Source organism: Oceanobacillus locisalsi (assembly GCF_042675985.1).
GTDB classification, from domain to species: domain Bacteria; phylum Bacillota; class Bacilli; order Bacillales; family Amphibacillaceae; genus Oceanobacillus; species Oceanobacillus locisalsi.
Genome location: NZ_JBHTKK010000020.1, coordinates 13267 through 31433, shown reverse-complemented (window position 1 = coordinate 31433; position 18167 = coordinate 13267). Strand labels below are relative to the sequence as shown.

General features: G+C 39.7%; 17 protein-coding genes and 3 pseudogenes. 8 read left to right on the top strand and 12 right to left on the bottom strand.

Annotated features, from left to right (window positions below):
- Window positions 1–78: 78 nt before the first annotated feature.
- Window positions 79–1431 carry a sodium-dependent transporter gene (locus ACFQ19_RS14800; RefSeq protein ID WP_379593362.1) on the top strand — a complete coding sequence of 451 codons (1353 nt, stop codon included), beginning with the start codon at window positions 79–81 and terminating at the stop codon, window positions 1429–1431.
- A gap of 166 nt (window positions 1432–1597) precedes the next feature.
- A complete protein-coding gene (locus tag ACFQ19_RS14795; RefSeq protein ID WP_379593361.1) occupies window positions 1598–2947 on the top strand; it encodes a CoA-disulfide reductase in 1350 nt (449 codons plus the stop codon).
- A gap of 46 nt (window positions 2948–2993) precedes the next feature.
- Here the strand turns inward: ACFQ19_RS14795 and ACFQ19_RS14790 are convergent, their stop codons facing one another.
- The 9 genes and pseudogenes from ACFQ19_RS14790 to ACFQ19_RS14750 form a co-directional block, all read right to left on the bottom strand.
- Window positions 2994–3662, bottom strand: coding sequence for a hypothetical protein (locus tag ACFQ19_RS14790; RefSeq protein ID WP_080873774.1), 669 nt, complete (start codon window positions 3660–3662; stop codon window positions 2994–2996).
- Between the two features lie 332 nt (window positions 3663–3994).
- Window positions 3995–4213: pseudogene (locus tag ACFQ19_RS14785) on the bottom strand (ABC transporter ATP-binding protein); the annotation flags it as partial.
- Between the two features lie 327 nt (window positions 4214–4540).
- Window positions 4541–4861 (bottom strand): annotated as a pseudogene (locus ACFQ19_RS14780) (ATP-binding cassette domain-containing protein); the annotation flags it as partial.
- 195 nt (window positions 4862–5056) lie between these two features.
- A pseudogene (locus ACFQ19_RS14775) lies at window positions 5057–5881 on the bottom strand (ABC-F family ATP-binding cassette domain-containing protein); the annotation flags it as partial.
- A 33-nt stretch (window positions 5882–5914) separates the two neighbouring features.
- Entirely contained in the window at window positions 5915–6100 is a 186-nt protein-coding gene (locus tag ACFQ19_RS14770) for a hypothetical protein (RefSeq protein ID WP_379593360.1), read from the bottom strand.
- A 1096-nt stretch (window positions 6101–7196) separates the two neighbouring features.
- Window positions 7197–7700 (bottom strand): redoxin domain-containing protein, encoded by a 504-nt coding sequence (locus ACFQ19_RS14765; protein WP_379593359.1) that lies wholly within the window; start codon window positions 7698–7700, stop codon window positions 7197–7199.
- Between the two features lie 267 nt (window positions 7701–7967).
- Window positions 7968–8879, bottom strand: a complete 912-nt coding sequence (locus ACFQ19_RS14760) for an RluA family pseudouridine synthase (protein ID WP_379593358.1) — start codon at window positions 8877–8879, stop codon at window positions 7968–7970.
- Window positions 8880–8958: 79 nt separating this feature from the next.
- Complete coding sequence (locus tag ACFQ19_RS14755) at window positions 8959–9189, bottom strand: helix-turn-helix domain-containing protein (RefSeq protein ID WP_379593357.1); 231 nt, start codon at window positions 9187–9189, stop codon at window positions 8959–8961.
- Entirely contained in the window at window positions 9190–9477 is a 288-nt protein-coding gene (locus ACFQ19_RS14750; protein WP_379593356.1) for a GNAT family N-acetyltransferase, read from the bottom strand. It lies immediately after the preceding gene.
- Between the two features lie 172 nt (window positions 9478–9649).
- Between ACFQ19_RS14750 and ACFQ19_RS14745 the strand changes: the two genes are divergently transcribed.
- Both ACFQ19_RS14745 and ACFQ19_RS14740 read left to right on the top strand, forming a co-directional pair.
- Window positions 9650–9784 carry a hypothetical protein gene (locus ACFQ19_RS14745; RefSeq protein WP_379593408.1) on the top strand — a complete coding sequence of 45 codons (135 nt, stop codon included), beginning with the start codon at window positions 9650–9652 and terminating at the stop codon, window positions 9782–9784.
- Window positions 9754–10524, top strand: a complete 771-nt coding sequence (locus ACFQ19_RS14740) for a GNAT family N-acetyltransferase (protein ID WP_379593355.1) — start codon at window positions 9754–9756, stop codon at window positions 10522–10524. The genes ACFQ19_RS14745 and ACFQ19_RS14740 overlap by 31 nt, the downstream gene beginning before the upstream one ends.
- Window positions 10525–10589: 65 nt before the next feature.
- Here ACFQ19_RS14740 and ACFQ19_RS14735 read toward each other — a convergent pair whose 3' ends face one another.
- Window positions 10590–11120, bottom strand: a complete 531-nt coding sequence (locus tag ACFQ19_RS14735; protein ID WP_379593354.1) for a thermonuclease family protein — start codon at window positions 11118–11120, stop codon at window positions 10590–10592.
- A gap of 46 nt (window positions 11121–11166) precedes the next feature.
- On the bottom strand, window positions 11167–12120 hold the full coding sequence (locus ACFQ19_RS14730; RefSeq protein ID WP_379593353.1) for a D-2-hydroxyacid dehydrogenase: 954 nt from the start codon (window positions 12118–12120) through the stop codon (window positions 11167–11169).
- Between the two features lie 197 nt (window positions 12121–12317).
- On the opposite strand from ACFQ19_RS14730, the gene ACFQ19_RS14725 reads away from it, so the two are divergent.
- Window positions 12318–13187 carry an ATP-binding protein gene (locus ACFQ19_RS14725; RefSeq protein ID WP_379593351.1) on the top strand — a complete coding sequence of 290 codons (870 nt, stop codon included), beginning with the start codon at window positions 12318–12320 and terminating at the stop codon, window positions 13185–13187.
- Window positions 13188–13217: 30 nt separating this feature from the next.
- Complete coding sequence (locus ACFQ19_RS14720; RefSeq protein ID WP_379593349.1) at window positions 13218–15131, top strand: vWA domain-containing protein; 1914 nt, start codon at window positions 13218–13220, stop codon at window positions 15129–15131.
- Window positions 15132–15247: 116 nt separating this feature from the next.
- Here the strand turns inward: ACFQ19_RS14720 and ACFQ19_RS14715 are convergent, their stop codons facing one another.
- Entirely contained in the window at window positions 15248–16276 is a 1029-nt protein-coding gene (locus ACFQ19_RS14715) for a PTS transporter subunit IIC (RefSeq protein ID WP_379593348.1), read from the bottom strand.
- 217 nt (window positions 16277–16493) lie between these two features.
- On the opposite strand from ACFQ19_RS14715, the gene ACFQ19_RS14710 reads away from it, so the two are divergent.
- Window positions 16494–17240: a DeoR/GlpR family DNA-binding transcription regulator gene (locus ACFQ19_RS14710; protein WP_379593347.1), complete on the top strand. Its 747-nt coding sequence runs from the start codon at window positions 16494–16496 to the stop codon at window positions 17238–17240.
- Window positions 17241–18152 (top strand): 1-phosphofructokinase, encoded by a 912-nt coding sequence (gene pfkB, locus ACFQ19_RS14705; RefSeq protein ID WP_379593345.1) that lies wholly within the window; start codon window positions 17241–17243, stop codon window positions 18150–18152. It begins immediately after the preceding gene.
- Window positions 18153–18167: the final 15 nt, after the last annotated feature.

Here is an 18167-nt window from a genome sequence, read left to right as displayed (position 1 = left end):
GTTCGATAAAATCAGTTAGGTAATCTGGCATTTTTATAGAACGCTTTAATATCCTATTGCAGGAAGGATTTTATGTATATGGAAAAGAAAACAGAACAATGGTCAACAAGACTTGGATTTATTTTATCCTCTGCCGGTGCCGCTGTCGGTTTAGGTGCTATTTGGAAATTCCCATATATGACCGGGATGAATGGCGGAGGAGCATTTTTCTTTATTTTTATATTATTTACGATTCTGATTGGTCTTCCGCTGGTAATCGCTGAGTTTGTCGTTGGCCGTGGAGCCCAGAAAGAAGCGGTCAGTGCATACCAAAAACTTGCTCCGAAACGCAGCATCTTTTCTTTTATCGGACATTGGGGAGTTGTCGGCGCCTTTATTTTAATGTCCTTTTACAGTGTTGTCGGCGGCTGGGTATTGATTTACAGCTTGATGTCCATTTCGGGAATGGTCATTACAAATGGTGCTGATTATGGTGCTTTGTTCGATACCATTACCGGCAACCCGCTGCTGACAATTGCAGGGCTTGCTGTTTTTGTATTTATCAACTCTTTTGTTATCTCTAATGGCGTGCAAAATGGCATCGAAAAATATAGTAAAGTATTAATGCCGTTATTGTTTATATTCTTCCTTATTATTGTTGTACGTTCTTTAACCTTTGAAGGGGCTATGGAAGGGGTACGCTTCTTCTTGCAGCCGGACTTTTCACAATTAAACGGGGAAAATATTTTATATGCATTAGGACAGGCATTTTTCTCGCTTGCTGTTGGTATATCCGTCATGGTTACCTACAGTTCTTACCTTGCTAAGAACGTCAGTTTAACCACCTCGGCAGCTTCCGTTTCTATTATGAATATTTTCGTATCTTTGCTTGCCGGATTAGCGATTTTTCCAATCGTATTCGCATTTGGACTGGAACCGGCAGAAGGACCAGGGTTGTTGTTTGTCGTACTTCCAGAAGCATTTTCACAAATGCCTTTCGGTCAATTATTTCTTAGTTTATTCTTGTTTTTATTTTTGTTTGCGATTTTAACTTCTTCCTTCAGTATGCTGGAGATCATTACATCCTCTCTGAATGAAAAAACAAAAGGTTCACGCAAACAAATTGCCTGGATTGCCGGACTGGCTGTATTCTTATTTGGTATACCTGCTGCTTTATCATCCAATGTGCTTGCTGATTTTCATATTTTCGGAAAAACAGCATTTGACGCCAGTGATTTCTTAGTCAGCAACATTATGCTGCCTGTCGGCTGTTTATTTATTGCTTTATTTGTCGGTTTTAAAATGAACCGTTCCTTAGTTGAACAGGAGTTCCAAGCAGGACATCCTCTTGGAAACGGTATGTTTCAGCTATGGTATCAACTATTACGGTGGATTGCACCCATTACCATCGTTATTGTTTTTCTTTATTCACTCGGCGTTTTTCCATTTTAAAAATGCCACAGACAATGTTTGATGCACATGAAAATCTTCCTGCTTTTTGGCAGGGAGATTTTTTAATAGCATAATCACTTTTTAAATTACTAAAATTCGGGAATTATGATACTGATAAGACGTATTTTAAATATAAAAAAGCGAATTGGAAAGGAGAACTTTGATTATGATTAATAAAATTGTCATCGTCGGCGGTGTCGGGGGCGGGGCCACAGTCGCTGCACAAATACGAAGATATGATACAGAGTCCGAAATTTATATCATTGAACGGAATGGTTACATCTCCTTCGCAAATTGCGGCATGCCTTATTATTTAGGAGGAACCATTACAGACCGGAGTCAGGTCATTTATTCGGAAAATGATTTTAGAGAGAAATACCATGTTTCGATTGAAACCTATGCCAGGGTTACGCATATCGAGCCAGAGAAAAAAACCCTGTTATTTGAGAAAAATAACAAGCCATATGAAATGGATTATGATACATTAATTCTTTCACCCGGAGCACGAGCTGTTATGCCAGAATTAGATGGTATCGGGTACAATACTTTTACACTGCGTTCGGTGGAAGATATGGATCAGATAGAGGCATTTATTTCGGATAATAAACCGAAGACAGCTGCTATTATCGGCGGCGGGTTTGTCGGTCTGGAAATGCTTGAGAACCTGCATCAAAGAGGATTGCAATGTGCCCTTGTCGATCATTCCGAGCATGTCATGTCTCGATTAGATGCTGATATGGCAAGTCTTGTTGATAATCATATCCAAGAAAACGGCGTAGACCTTTATCTAAATGACAGATTGGAAAGTTATTCTGACGATGGCACGACGCTGCACCTTCAAAGCGGAAAAAGCCTTCAGGCAGATATGACACTGATGGCTGTTGGTATCACGCCTAATATTGAACTTGCAGAAAATGCCGGTCTGGAACTGGGGGAAACCGGAGCAATTAAAGTGAATGCGTTCATGCAGACGAGCGACCCTTCCATTTATGCATTAGGAGACGCTGTGGAGGAAGTTGATTTTATTACCAAAAAACCAGCTCATGTAGCATTGGCATGGCCTGCCCATCGGCAAGCATTTGTGATTGCTTCTCATTTAAACGGGGAAGAAATTGCGCGTGACGGTATTTTAGGTTCTTCTATTTTCCGCATTTTTGACTATACCGTGGCTATAACAGGACAAAGCAGTAAAGCTCTGGAAGCATTAGATATACCATTCAAAGAAGTTATGTCTAAAGGCTTTTCCCACGCCGGATATTACCCTGGTTCAGAAAAGCTCTGGATGAAGATTGTATTTGATCCGGAATCAGGTCGATTATTAGGAGGCAGTGTTATCGGACCAGAAGGGGCTGATAAACGAATGGCCGTACTTGCAACAGCAATTAAAGGAAAACTGACGGTTGAGGATTTGACAGACCTGGAGTTAGGATATAACCCGATTTATTCCAGTTCCAAAGATGCACTCAACATCCTGGGGTATAAAGCAACAGACGAATGGAAGAAATCAAATAAATAGAGCATAAACAAAGCCGGCTTCATCATCCTTAGCCGGCTTTTCTCTATTAATTATCTTCAAATTGATAAACTAATTCATATCTTGTTTCATCTAACAGTTCAGCAACATGCACCCGTACGCCATGACCGAATACAATCTCATCATCCGTCATAGCTATAATCATAGCCCGGGTATTGTTATGGATATCCAAATAAATATCCCCAACAGCAGGCTGGAGTGTATCATCATTTTCTGCTAAATAAGAAATGGATTCATCTTGCAGCTGCTTTTCTTCCGGAACAAGTGATTTATCAAAGTAAGCAATTTCTTGACTTGCATCTGATTTCCCTGGAACCATCACAACATATTCACTATGTTTCACACCATTATCACGGGTTGTAATAACATTTCCATCTTCAACCCGCTCCACTTTCTCAATCTCATTCAATGAATAATGATCCAGAAAATCTGGCGTAGGTTTCACAATCAAAATATAGTCACCGGCTTTTGGTTTTGCATATTGATCAACCGTATATCGTTTGCCATAAAAAATAAAAGTATCATTATGTTTCGGACGATAAAAGTTAATTTCTCTTGCTGTTGTTAATACTTGTTTCATATCCTTTAACCGATACATATGCACAGATTTTTTAAACATCGGCTTAACAGAATATACCTTATGCAATTCATTCTCATAAAATACAAATTGTCCTTTTCTTACTTGAAAAAGTTTCATTTAATAACCTCCTTGATTGATCAATTCCAAAATAAGGCACGCTCTTCTTCTCTATATACCCTCATACTCACAAAAATGAAACCTCTAATGCTCTCATTTTCATTTTAGGAAGCGCTAATTATTTTCATTTGGAGCAAGGATTGATATGAATCTGCGTTTGACATAAACAGAAAGTTTATTCGGGTACTAAGTGTGGACAAACGCCTATACACTAGACTTCCTCAGCCTATCTGGTAATTTTCCAACGTAAGTATAACACGCTAATCATTTGAATGCTACCCGATTATTATCGTATGCAAAAAAATTACGATACATGATAACTTGTCACCATACTATTTATCTGTTTCAAGGCTTTCTTTTAATATGGATAATGCTTCCCAGCGCTCCATTTTTTCTTCCAGTTTGTCTTCTACCTCTTGCTGTTCTGTAAATAACGGCTGTACCTTGCCAATATCACTTCCTGCATCTGCAATTTCCTGCTCGATTTCGGTTAACCGAGTTTCCAGCTGTGTGATTTCCTCTTCTATTGTTTCCCATTCACGCTGTTCCATGTATGACAGTTTCTTTTTTGTTTTCGGAGCAGATTCTGTTTTTGTTTCTTTTGCAGGTGCAGTTTCTTTTAGTTTTGGAATCGTATTGGTTTCTAAAAAATTACTGTAGTTTCCATAATAAAGGGAAACCTCGCCGCCTCCTTGAAATACAAAGAGCTTATCTACAATCCGGTCCAGAAAATAACGGTCATGCGAAACAGTTATAACGACGCCAGGAAATGTCTCCAAGTATTCTTCTAAAACGCCTAAGGTTTGCGTATCCAAATCATTCGTCGGCTCATCCAAAAACAATACATTTGGTTCATGCATCAATACTTTAAGCAAATACAGACGACGTTTTTCTCCGCCTGATAACGTCCGAATATAAGACCATTGCTGCGGTCTTGGAAATAGAAATTGCTCCAGCAGCTGTTCTGCCGTAATCACTTGTCCATTTGAGGTATGCATGACCTCTGCTACTTCTTTGATATACTCAATAATACGTAAATTCCCATCTAAATCTTCATCATCCTGGGTATAGTAACCGATTCGCACAGTATCTCCAATTTTCACATTTCCTTTATCAGGTAAAATACGCTCCGCCATGATATGGAGTAAGGTGGTTTTACCAGTACCATTAGGACCTATTATACCAATCCGGTCGCCCGGAATAATTTGATAAGAGAAATCATCAATAAGCGTCTGCTGTTCAAAAGCTTTTGAGATATTTTCCAAATCAATAACGTCGTTCCCCAGCCGTTTTGAACCAGCTTGAATAGCCACATTTTCTTTTTTGGTATCAAATTTCTTTTCCTTCATTTCCTGCACCCGTTCCACACGGGCACGCTGTTTCGTTGACCTTGCTTTTGCCCCGCGTTTTAGCCAGGCAAGTTCGCGTTTTAGCGTATTGCGATGCTTTTGCTCATCACTTATTTCTTGTGCTTCCCGCTCTGCTTTTTTCTCTAAAAACAGCTCATAATTTCCTTCGTAGACATAAAGGTTGCCTTTATCCAGTTCAAAAATACGGTTAGTTACCCGGTTTAAAAAGTAACGATCATGGGTCACTAATAAGATGGAACCGCGATAGTTCTGTAAATATTTTTCCAACCATTCCACCGTTTCATGATCCAAATGGTTTGTCGGCTCATCTAAAATAAGCAAATCTGCAGGCTGAATCAGTGCTTTAGCAATAGCAACCCGTTTTCGCTGTCCGCCCGACAATTCCCGGACCTGTTTGCCAAAAGCGGTAATGCCAAGCTTGGTTAACACTGTTTTAGCGTTGGCATTTGCTTCCCAAGCCTCTGCCTCATCCATCTTTTGCTGCAACTGTAATAACTGCTGCTGAACTGCTTCATTTTCCGGCTCTTTTTCCAAGTTAAGCAACGCTTGTTCATAAGCACGCATCAGTTTCATCTGATCTGAGTCACCATAGTAAATCTGTTCAATAACCGTTAAATCTTCAAAAAGGTCGATTTCCTGTGCAATATACTCAATCTGATAATCTTTTGCGTGTTTGATTTCACCTTGATCCGGCTTATCTATTCCAGCAATGACTTTTAAGAAGCTTGTCTTTCCTGTACCATTCACACCGATTAAACCAATCCGTTCATATTCACCGATGGTGGTATGGATATTGGTAAATAAATCTTTATCTCCATAAGATTTACTGATATTTTCAATACGTAACATAACGCATCACTTCCTTATTTCTTTAAATACGGATTATTTCTGATTGGCTTTCTTCTTTTCTTTGATCCATGTCTTCATCATTAAAACCACTAACAACAGCAGCCAAGAAGTAACCAAATAAAAAATATACTGGCTTACCTGATTCATATCCTGAAAAAAGGAAAGCAGACCAAGCCATACAATGAAAATAATCACAAACTGGCCAAGCAGTAATTTCATGTGGATGCCTCCCAAAGTTATATTATTTATGTATTCGTAAATTTGTATTTCCATAAAAAACGCCTAACTTCTATTTTATCGTATTCGCAGGCATTTTTCTATCTTAATTCATTATCTTTTCTTAGAAACTCAACTTTCGCATATTAAAAGTAACTTCCTTTCCAAAAGAACAGGAATTGACAAAAATGAGAAGGTAAAGTGGTAAAGTATAAGACTACCGCTGCGGCGGACCGTTTTGCTTTCCTAGGGGCACGCTCTTCAGCTAACTTTTGCCAAGAAGAGCGCTTGGCAAAAGGGCATCTTCAGAGGGTGCTAATCCCTCAGGAGTCAAAACGGTCCGTCTCCGCTAGTGGGATGTAATATACTTGAAATAGCTGAACAAATAAATGATTGTTTATTTAGGCTGAGAAGTCATTATTTCATCTCACTTCATCAGGATGTTATTTCTTCCAAACATTGTAAGCGTCCTATTAGAGCGCAGGCCAACCACGGAGACTCCTTGAGTGGTTTGCAGGCTAAAACCGTGACTCCTGGGGTTGCGATTACCAATGTTGTCAGGTTAATATGACCGCTACGGAAAAACACTACGCTTTCCGTGGGCTTGTCCTCAGCCTCCTCGAAAAAAAGAAGTTCGCTTTTTTTCTGCGGGGTCTTCACACTGCGCATTCCCACAGGAGTCTCCGTATTTTTCCTCCGCTAGTTAGCTTTCATGCTATCTGCTAGTAGCAACTATAATCTTTTGAAAATTCATTAACCTGACAACATTGTTGCGATTACTCACCCCACCGAATACATTTGTTGCAACGTCTGCACTAGTACATCCTGGGGCTGGGGCTGCGCTTACTCGCCCCATCGAAAAGAGTTGTACGTCAGAAAGCGGAGGGCCTGGCCGGAGCGGTTGCTACACACCATACTCTGTTCAAAAAAATAGAAGGATGATTGAACAAAAAGCAAGCATGAGAATAGAGTTCATGTCCATCCTGGAACAGCGAGGTTTATATGTTTACCTTTTTAGAAAGCTGTATGCATTCAAAAAACAAGCATGGTCCTCTATAATCAAAGATTTTCATGCTTGTTTAATACTTCTCTCGCTGTCTTAGTCCGCTTTCTTCATTTGCTCAAACTGCTTTACCATCTGCTTATAACTTAATGCCCCAAAGGATTTAAATTGAATGATTCCTTCTGCGTCAATCATATACGTCATTGGAATCGGCTGAATGCGATACAATTGACTGACTTCTCCTTCTTTATCCAATAAAACAGGGAAAGTTAGCCCAAGTTCTTGAATAAATTGCCCCACTTGTTCTGTATTCATTTCCCCATCCGTTAAATTTACCGAAAGAATAACAGGGTCATGTTCCTGATAAAATTGCTCCATATCAGGCATTTCCTGCTTACAAGGCGGACACCAGGTTGCCCAAAAGTTAATCATAACCCGCTCACCTTGAAAGTCAGATAATTGCATTGTTTCCCCATCCAGCGTCTCCAACATAAAATTAGGTGCCTTATCGCCAATCTCAACGCCTTCCTGTACATCTGCTGCATAGGCTTCATTTATTGTAAACAAAAAACAAAGCAGACTGAGTATGAATATATTCATCATACGCTTCCCCATACAATCACCTCTGTCTTAATTTCTCCGATATAGTCCATCCCATACAGCAAATTTATTCAAAAAAAGATAATTATCCAATCATGAACCCATTTTTTCAAGCTGTCGCAGATATAATTGAAGAAGTAATTTACCGCGAAGCACGGAGGGAAAGTGTTAGAAGGAGTGTCTATTTAACTTTTTATAGAGTGCTTTACAAACCCTTTCATCAGATAAAAGCCATTATCCTTCCGCCAAAGGATAATGGCTTTTGACTTATTTCGATTTATGATAAAAAGATTTTGGAACATCCGAACGGAAAAACATCAGTTTATCTGTGCTCGGATGATACAGCGCCAAGGCTTTTGCATGCAGTCCTAGTCGGCCAAGTACCCGGCGATTTCCGCCGCCATATTTCTTATCCCCTACTACGGGATGACCAAGTTCCTGCATATGAACACGGATCTGATTTTTTCTTCCCGTTTCCAACTCGATTTCCAGTAAAGAGAATTGTTGGTTGGATTGAATAACCCGATAACGCGTCGCTGCTCGCTGACCGTCATTTTTAACACGGCTGGAGTACATTTGATGGGTGGAACTTTCCTTTAACCAGGAAACAATATACCCTTTTTCCTTTTGAACTTCGCCTTCCACCAGAGCGATATAAGTACGTTCTTTTACTATGTTTTTCCAATTGTTCTGAAGTTTCCGTTTCACTCTCTCGCTTTTCGCAAAAATCATGACGCCGGATGTTTCTTTATCAAGACGATGAACAACAAAGATGCGGCCTGCAGGGTCATCTTGTTTCACATAATCCATCAGCTGATGAAAAACGGTTTGTCGCCTTTCTTCTTTGGTAGCAATCGAAAGCAGTCCTGCTTCCTTATCAACCACAATAATATCTTCATCTTCATAAGCAATAGACATGCCAATAAATACTTCTTGTTTGACAGCCTCTTTATTCTTCAATATTTTAACAACTTGTCCCTTTTCCAGCATATAATTATGCTGCGTCTGAATACGATTATTCACAGAAACTTGCCCTCTCGTTAAAATAGACTTCACGGAATTACGACTGCGATTTACTAATACTTCTCTTAAAAAAGAAAGCAGTTCTTTTTCTTCCGTCACCGTATAACTCAAAAAAGGGGCAGCTTTTTTCGTTCGGGGACGTTTATTGTTTTTCATTTAAAATCTCCTTTATACTTGCACAGTATAGAATTTCATTTCTTCAAACATTTTTCATATTCCGTCTTGTGAGAAACACTTAATCCTCATCCTTCACATCGATATCTTCTGGAATCGGTTCGTCTAAATATGCCTGAATAACCTTTCTATACTTCTCCACTTGTTCAAAATATGTTGTAAATTGTTCTTTATTAATGACATAATTTTCCCCATCATAAACCGCGCGTATCTTTCCTTGCAATACATACGTACGCACAATGGATTCATCTATTGATAAATATGCTGCTGTTTCTTTGATTGTTAGATACATTTAAATAAATTGATTTTGAAGGACGTCATGATACGCTTCATTTTTCTGCATTTGTTTTTTTGCAAACGGGCATAAAGGGATAATATATTTATCATTTTCTCTTGCATACTGAACAACCTGCTCCAGCAGCTGTTGAGCAATTCCCTGGCTTCGGAGTTCTTTTGCCACATACGTATGATCTATCACTAAGCGATTCGACCCTGATTGTACAAAAGTAATTTCTGCTTGCGGGTCACGGATGTCCTCCCCTACAAAAAATTTTGTTTCTCCTCTATGAATGGTAGTCATTATAGCCCTCCTAAATATCTACATTTACTTCATTATACTCTTCCAAGTTTCCTGCTACAAGATATTATTTTTGTAAGCGTTTTAAATATTGAGAAATAACACACTTTTTTTGCAAATGAATTGCTGGACGAAACCAGATACTTCTTTTTACAATGAAGCTTGAGGTGATTTGATGGCGACGATTATTCGACAATTATTACCATCTGATAAAAAATCAATGGAGGACATGCATACTGGGATTACAGATGATTATATTTTACGTATTTTTGAGACATTATGCACAATACGCTTTTTGGCCTTTTTATAGATAATCGATTAGTGTGCACAGCAGGATACACGACATTCGGATCTGCAAATGCTATGCTTGGAAGATTGAGAACCGATATTCGTTATCAAGGGCAAGGATATTCCAAGCAATTAACACAATATGTCCGTAATCAGGCTTTTCAGGCACAGGCGTTGGAATGGCTTGGCGCAAATACGCAAAAAAATAATATTCCTGCGCAACAAGTCTTAAACAGCAGTTATTTCGAAAAACAGACACTGCTTTATGGATGTACGGCACAAAGCATAGATAACCTATTGCGTGCAGGTAATGTTTGGCCGAAAACAACTCAGTTGAAAGAAAAACAGAATTTATTACATACATACCATGTTAATAAACATACATTTTTTCCAATCGAATGTTACTATCCTTTTCCTAGTACCTCTACATTATTTCAAGAAGAAGCAAAACAAATAGAAGACTGGCGCTTTTTTCAAGAGGGAGACCTTCCCCCTTTGGTTACAAAAACAGATACAAAAAAAGAAGCCTATCTTCATGCTGTTTATCCGTATGAAGATTTATTTCAACGGCCTGGTTTATGGGAAACAATTGTCCAAGCGCAAAAAGACTTACAAAATCAGTGCCCAGATGAAACTGTCCACGTATGGATGGATATCCCTGCTTCTATCATTCATCAGCTGCCTGAAGATCATCCGTTTGAATTAGATTCCCCGTGGCTGTTATATGGAATGGACAGGAATACGTGGAAAAACCATACGTAAACAAAAACCGCACCAATCAAGCATATGCACTACGCTTTGATTGGTGCGATTCAGTTTATAGAGCTTTAATATTCATAAAACCTGCTTTCTGCATAACCGGGAATAGACCAAATATTTTCCTCATTTTCCTTTGCTTCCTCCTGCGTTTCCTCTAACTCACTCAAATACTTTGTATTCGGCTCATACACAAAAGCAACTCTCGCATACCCTTCCTCTACTAGCAGCTGATTGACATTTTCACCATCCACCCAGATATAGGCAAGCAAACGGTCATAATCATCTCTTTCTGGATTTCCTCTTTCTAATTCAACCGTCTCCCCTTCCTGCATGAATTCTTTGGCAAAATCACTGGCTTCTTCTCCAAATGGCTGTACTTCCGTATCCGGTTTGACACTTTCCGGAGTATCAATTAAAAGCAGGCGAACACGTTCTCTTGTTCCATCTTCCAAATGAACAATGACAGTATCCCCATCCACGACCCGTTCTATTGTAACAAGTTCTCTTCCTTCCGCCGGCTCCTGCTCTTCTAATAAATCAAGTACGCCGCATCCCGTTAAAACAAACAGAGATGCAAGCACAATAAGTACCTTTTTCATTTCATGTATCCTTACCTTCATCGATATTCTTTTTTCAAGTTATCCTTTAATATCCGCGGTCATGCCGATACAAATTAATAGATGGTGTATCGCCTTCTACATAGCTTTTTAAATTGGGAATAAATATATCTTCCACAACACGCTGATTATAAAATTCCGTTGCTCCCGCTGTATGTGGGGTCAGAATCACGTTTTCCATCTCCCAGAGCGGACTGGAATCTTCTAATGGTTCCTGTTCAAACACATCCAGACCTGCACCGGCAATATTTTCATTTTCTAGTGCTTTGATTAATGCTTCTTCATCCACGACCGAACCACGTCCGATATTGACAAAAAAAGCTTCCTTCTTCATCTGCTTAAATTGCTCCATACTCATAAGATGATGTGTCTCCTCCGTTAACGGCAATGTAACGACAACAAAATCACTTTGCGGAAGTACCTGGTCTAACTGATGCGGTTGGTACATTTCATCCACATACTCCGCTGCTTTTCCTGAATGCCGTACCCCAAGTACTTTCATTCCAAAAGCTTTCGCAATTTTTGCTGTCTCCTGTCCAATTTTTCCGACACCAAGCACAGCCATGGTTTTGTTATGAATTTCGCCTCGGAGTTTCGCATGATGCCATACCTTTTCCTGCTGCTGCCTGACATAAGTATGAATACGCCGCGTAAATCCTAAAATATAAGCAAAGATCGTTTCAGAAATCGGATAACTATGTACCCCATTTGCGCTTGTCAGCATGATGTCTTTCTCCGCAATTTTATTTCGGTTTAAAGAATCCACCCCTGCGCTCCAGGATTGTACCCACTTAATTTGATTGCTTTCCAGATAGGTATCTTCTTTATCTTTACGCCAATGAACCAGGATTTCTGCTTCTTTCAGGATATCATCCGAAAGCTCTTTTCCCACATAAATATCCCAATCTGGCACAATCTTCCGAATTTCCTCCACATATTTATCCTTTAAATCTAAATGAATTGCCATCGTCCGTTTCGCCATATATCCTCCTATCCAGGTACCGTCCCGTGGACAGCGCCTCCTCTGCGTTATTATATTAATCTTAGCAATTGCTCACCCATAGCGCAACAACTGCGCATTCTTTGTAATTTGGATGAAGTAGTAATACAATATGGACGGAACTGAAAAGCTATGAACAACGGAATCGCCCTGATTTGATTTCGAAAGGAGAACTTAGCATGAATACCATTCAATTACCAGAGGAAGTACAAAAACTGCTTGATAATCATAAAAAAACATCATCCAATCACAAAGAACTCATTCGTTCTGGCGGATACCTTCCCCCTAGTGAAGAATTATTTATTGATGCCATTGTCGCTTTAAGCATGGGTAAAAATATATTATTAAAAGGACCGACAGGATCAGGAAAAACCAAATTAGCGGAAACCCTGTCTTCACTATTTGAGCAGCCAATGTACAGTGTGAACTGTTCAGTCGACTTAGATGCAGAAAGCTTAATGGGATTTAAAACACTTGCTTACGAAGAAGAAAAGCAAACCATTCAATTCGTTCCTGGACCAGTAACCAATGCAATGAAACAAGGTTCTTTTCTTTACATTGATGAAATTAATATGGCTAAGCCAGAAACCTTACCATTGATTAACGGGGTATTGGATTACCGTCGAACGATTACCAATCCTTTCACCAATGAAAACATTACGGCCGAAGAAGGGTTTGGCGTGATTGCAGCGATTAACGAAGGCTATATAGGAACTGTTCCATTGAACGAAGCGCTAAAAAATCGTTTTATTGTCATTGATGTCCCATATATTCAGGGAGAGCAGCTGGAGCAATTAATTTCAGATATGACCAATTTGAACGATAAACAGTTGATTACACGTTTTGTCACGTTATCCAACGACTTGATTACTGCAGTAAGTCAAGGAAAATTAGCAGAAGATGCGGCATCTGTCCGTGCTTTACTGGATGCTTGTGACCTTTCGGCTTATCTTCCTCCTAAACGTGCTATTTTACGCAGCATTGTCGATAAGCTGGATGAAGAACGGGAAAAAGCGTTTGTAGAGAATTTAGCAGACACGCTATTTTGATGCACATCCTTTGAAAGGAGTAGCTTTTATATGTATCGATTTCATCAATCCAAAGTGGATACTCATTTATTTATGCAACTGCAAGATTTAACGACCGTTTTGGCAAAGAATGAGCAGCTGCAATTCGAGTCCAGCTTCGGTTCTTTTATCGATTTAACAGAGAACAAAGTCACAGCCGGACGTTTTTGGGATAGACTCCCGGCCGAAACGCAGGAAGCCGGCGCCAAATCAGATGTTATTCTGCGCACACTGGGTACACTTCATCAAACGGATGTAAAAACAATCCAGCAATTCAAAGAAAACATTCAAGACACGCAGCTCCCTAAATTTGCCATACAGCTGTTAACTTTATTAGAAGACATCCGTTTAGAAGACGCTATCCGCAAACAACGGCCAGGTATAAGGCAAAACTTTATGTACCGGCAAAAGTATTTTCATCATTACTTCACGACACAACTGCAGGCTAATGTTACCCGCAGTTATGTCACAGACGAAATATTTTGCATGATTTATTTACAGTTGTTTGCCGATCAGCCAGATCCGGATTTCCCACGTGCGGGAGAAGAACAGCTGGAAATGCTTGACCGTTTAAAGCCCTATTTATACAGCGTCTTTGAGGCAAAACACACCCGGGATAATACCGATTTGGCAGAAAAAATGACACAAATGATGCAAGGAGCAGGTTATCGTGATTCGATCCATGAGTACTTTATTTTGCCAATCGGCCATGTAGAATCCTATGATAAAAACAACTTGTTCGATGAACTAACGCGTACCGATCCCCTTGTGAATGACGAGGAACAGGAAGAAACGAATGAAGAAAATGAATATTTTGATGAAACGTTCTCCACCTGGCATCGTGAAAATAAAAATGATGACCGTAAACAGAACTTTTTGCAATTCGAGCTGGAGCAAGGAACCAAAACCTCGATGCTTGGAGGCGGCGCTCGGGAAACAGAAGATGGCGACCAGGCAATGGCAGCTATCCAAGGAACTTCCGGCCAAAGTCAGCAAAACGATTATTCCGATCAAGAGACCTTGACCAAGGAAGAAAATACTTCCCAAAGCAGCAGCAATTCCAGTTTCGGGAAAGAAAATGAGCATGCGCAGATGTTTACAGAATATGCAGAGACACCGACGGAAGAAGAGGAAATGCAGTACCGGCAATTAATAGAGGACGTCAACCCTTTTAAAATCAAACTTGCCAAAACCATTCAATTAACCTTGGAGCATAAACAAAATGCACCAAGAACCAATTTATTGTTTGGCCGTCTGTCTAAAAAACTGCTACCTGTCTTTTTGGATGATTCCCCGCGTGTTTTTTATAAAAAAGAACAAGAGTCAAAAGAGTTTGATGCGGTATTCACATTATTAATTGATTGCTCAGCCTCCATGGAAAATAAGATGGAAGAAACAAAACGTGGCGTAGCCCTGTTTCATGAAGTTTTGAAAGAATTACGCATTCCGCATGAAATTATTGGTTTTTGGGAAGACGCAAACAATGTAACAAATACCTATCAACCGAATTACATGCAATATATTCAAACATTGGAGGATTCTTTATATCAGGAACACGGTGCAAAAATCATGCAACTTGAAGCACAAGAGGATAATCGTGACGGTTTCAGCATCCGTCATGTTACTAGAAAACTCATTACCCGTAATGAGAAAAATAAATTCCTGCTGATTTTTTCCGATGGACAACCGGCAGCTGCGGGCTATGATCAAAACGGCATTGTAGACACGTACCAGGCTGTAGTCGAAGCCCGCAAACATCAAATTGATGTCATCGGCATGTTTCTGGCTAACGGACAGGTGGAAGAAAATGATGATAGCCTGATGCAGAATATTTATGGAAAAGAACGTATTATGGTTCCTGACGTAAGCGCCCTGCCAGAGCATTTTGCTCCATTGCTTAAGCGTTTATTATTAAAAGTAATCTAAACATCACCTATTATAAAGGGAAGCACTTCCTGGAAGTGCTTCCCTTTTTTATGAAAAACAAATATATACTATTTTTCTGACATTTATTCTCAAAATAACCTGCTTATGTACAGCTGTTACTGTACTTCCATGTGCAGATCGCCTGTTTTTGCCCAACCTTTCATTTGCAGAGCCTTATAAGTCATGACTGAAATAATTGCAGGTGTAATTACCCCAACCACAATGTACATGACTAAAACACCTGCACCTTGATTGGCTAATATATTCAACGGCGCGATAAAGGAGTTTAATCCTAAGCCGGCCAATTCATAAGGTACTTCAAAATCAAATAGTAAAATAGCGATGGGTGCACATATAATCGATGAAGCAAATGGCCCAATAACTAAGCGCGGGTTCTTCACAATGTTTGGAACCTGCACTTTTGGTGTTAAGAAGAACTGCGCAATATTTGCACCTAAATTGTTTTGTTTGATAGACATAGCAGTAAATCCTACAAATTGTGCTGTACAACCAATTAAAGCGGCAGCACTTGACACCGGATCAAGCTGCAAAGCTATCGCTATCGCTGCAGAAGACGCTGGCGACATTAAAAAGATACTCCAAATTAACGAAATAACGACAGCTGAAATAAATGGTGATCCTGTTGTAGAGTTAGCAATTATCTGACTAATCTCTTCCAGCAGCGGAGTCGTTACTGCAGCCAGTCCAACACCGGCCACTCCACCAACGAATATAGAACAAAACGGTATCGCCATCATATCAAGCGATGTTTTCCCTGTTACACGCTTCCCGACCCACGTCGCAATAACTGCTGCTAATACCGCACTGATCGGCTGTCCTGTAATAAGCACCCAGCTTCCATCATCCGCCATCGATAAGGCATTCGCACCAACCGTACTGGAAGCCATGGCTCCAAAAATAACTAGTGTATTTCCTCCAAGCTGATAAGCTATTCCCGCACCAATTGCCGGAGCCAGCATCAATTGAGCTGCATTACCAACTACCAAAAAACCTTCCCACCCTGTAAATGTTCCGATTGTCTCAATTAACAATCCGATACCAAGTGTCACTAAGACGGCATTAGCCAAACCTTGGGACGCTTTGTATAAGCGGTCGATGATGTATTTCTTTGTTGACTCTTTCACTTTCCTTACCTCCTAAAAACTTTCTTTCATTCTTTTTCTTTCAATTAGTGGGAAATGTTATTTAATTCTAAATAGAAAGTGCTATTTATAATAAACCGAATTCTTTATCACGTCAATAATGATTTTATCGTGAATTTTTATTTATTAATTGAAAAAGAATGTTTTTGGTTGTTTTTGATTGTTTTTAATGATAGGATAATAACAAGAGGTGAAGGTCATGCTAACAGATGAACGCCATCAGTATATTTTGCGTCGTTTAAATGAAAGCGGTGTAGTTAAGTCAGTTGATTTAATCGAGAGCCTTGTCTGCTCGGAATCCACCATACGCAGAGATCTTGCATACCTTGAAGAAAAAGGAATGCTCCTGCGTATTCATGGCGGAGCAAAGTTACGCGCTACATTTGGAACGGAATTAACATACCAGGAAAAAACAGTCAAAAACAGTCAACAAAAAAGGAATATTGGGAAACATGCAGCGTCTCTTTTGGAAGAAAATGATGTCATCTATTTAGATGCAGGAACCACGACGCTTGAAATGATTCCATTTCTCGCGCATTTATCTGTTACCGTTGTCACAAATGGTGTTGCCCATGCTTCCATGCTTGCAGACAGACAAATAGAAGCATATCTCGTCGGCGGTAAATTAAAACATGCTACAAAAGCAATGGTAGGCGCTCCCAGTCAACATGCTTTAATGAATTACCAATTCACCAAAGCTTTTCTCGGTGTAGACAGTATTGATATGACATACGGCTGTACAACACCGGACCCCGAGGAAGCTTCCATGAAGCAGCTGGCGATTGACAGAGCTTCAAGTACGTATTTTCTTGCAGATGACAGTAAATGGAATAAAGTCAGTTTTGCGAAGATATGCGATTTTTCCGACGTAATGTTTATTACAGATAAGCTATCAGCTATCCATCAGCCTTATTTAAATCACACAACCATTTTGGAGGTAGATTAGATGATTTATACCATCACCTTAAACCCATCGATTGACTTTATTGTTCCAGTAAAGCACATCGAATTAGGCGGATTAAGTTACATGGACAATGATTATAAACTCCCTGGAGGGAAGGGAATCAATGTCTCACGAATTTTAAAAGCACTCTCGACAGATTCTGTAGCTCTTGGTTTTACAGGTGGTTTTACTGGCAGATTTATTGAAGATTCTTTAAATCAATTAGATGTTCATACAAACTTTGTCCATATCCAGGAAGATACCCGCATTAATATCAAACTTAAATCAGACCAGGAAACAGAAATAAATGGGCGCGGTCCAACATTAACGAATGAAGAAGTCAATCAGCTGTTGCAACAGCTGGAACAGGTAAAAGAAGGAGATACGGTCATTTTATCCGGAAGCAAGCCCCCTTCTCTGCCCGGGGATTTTTATGAACAATTAATCCAGAAAACCAGCCGCCAAGGTGCTGCGTTCGTAATTGATACGACAGGAGCTGCATTAGAAGCATCTTTACGTTATAAACCATTATTGGTCAAACCCAATATTCATGAATTAGAAGCGTTATTTGATGTAAAACTGAAAACGGATGAAGATGTAATAACCTACGGAAAGAAACTTTTAGAACTAGGTGCAGAGCACGTTATTATTTCCATGGGCGGTGATGGCGCATTACTTGTCACGAAAGAGGGAAACTATAAAGCTAAAGCGCCTGAAGGAAAGCTTATTAACTCTGTTGGTGCGGGCGACTCCATGGTCGCAGGATTTATCAGCTCCTTCTTAAAATCAAAAGATCCTGTCGAATCATTTAAAACATCTGTGGCATCCGGCAGTGCAACAGCTTTTTCAGAGGATCTGGCTGCCGCAGAAGCTATAGAAAATTTATGCTCTCAAGTTCAAGTCAAAAAACTTTAATACTACGAAAGAAAG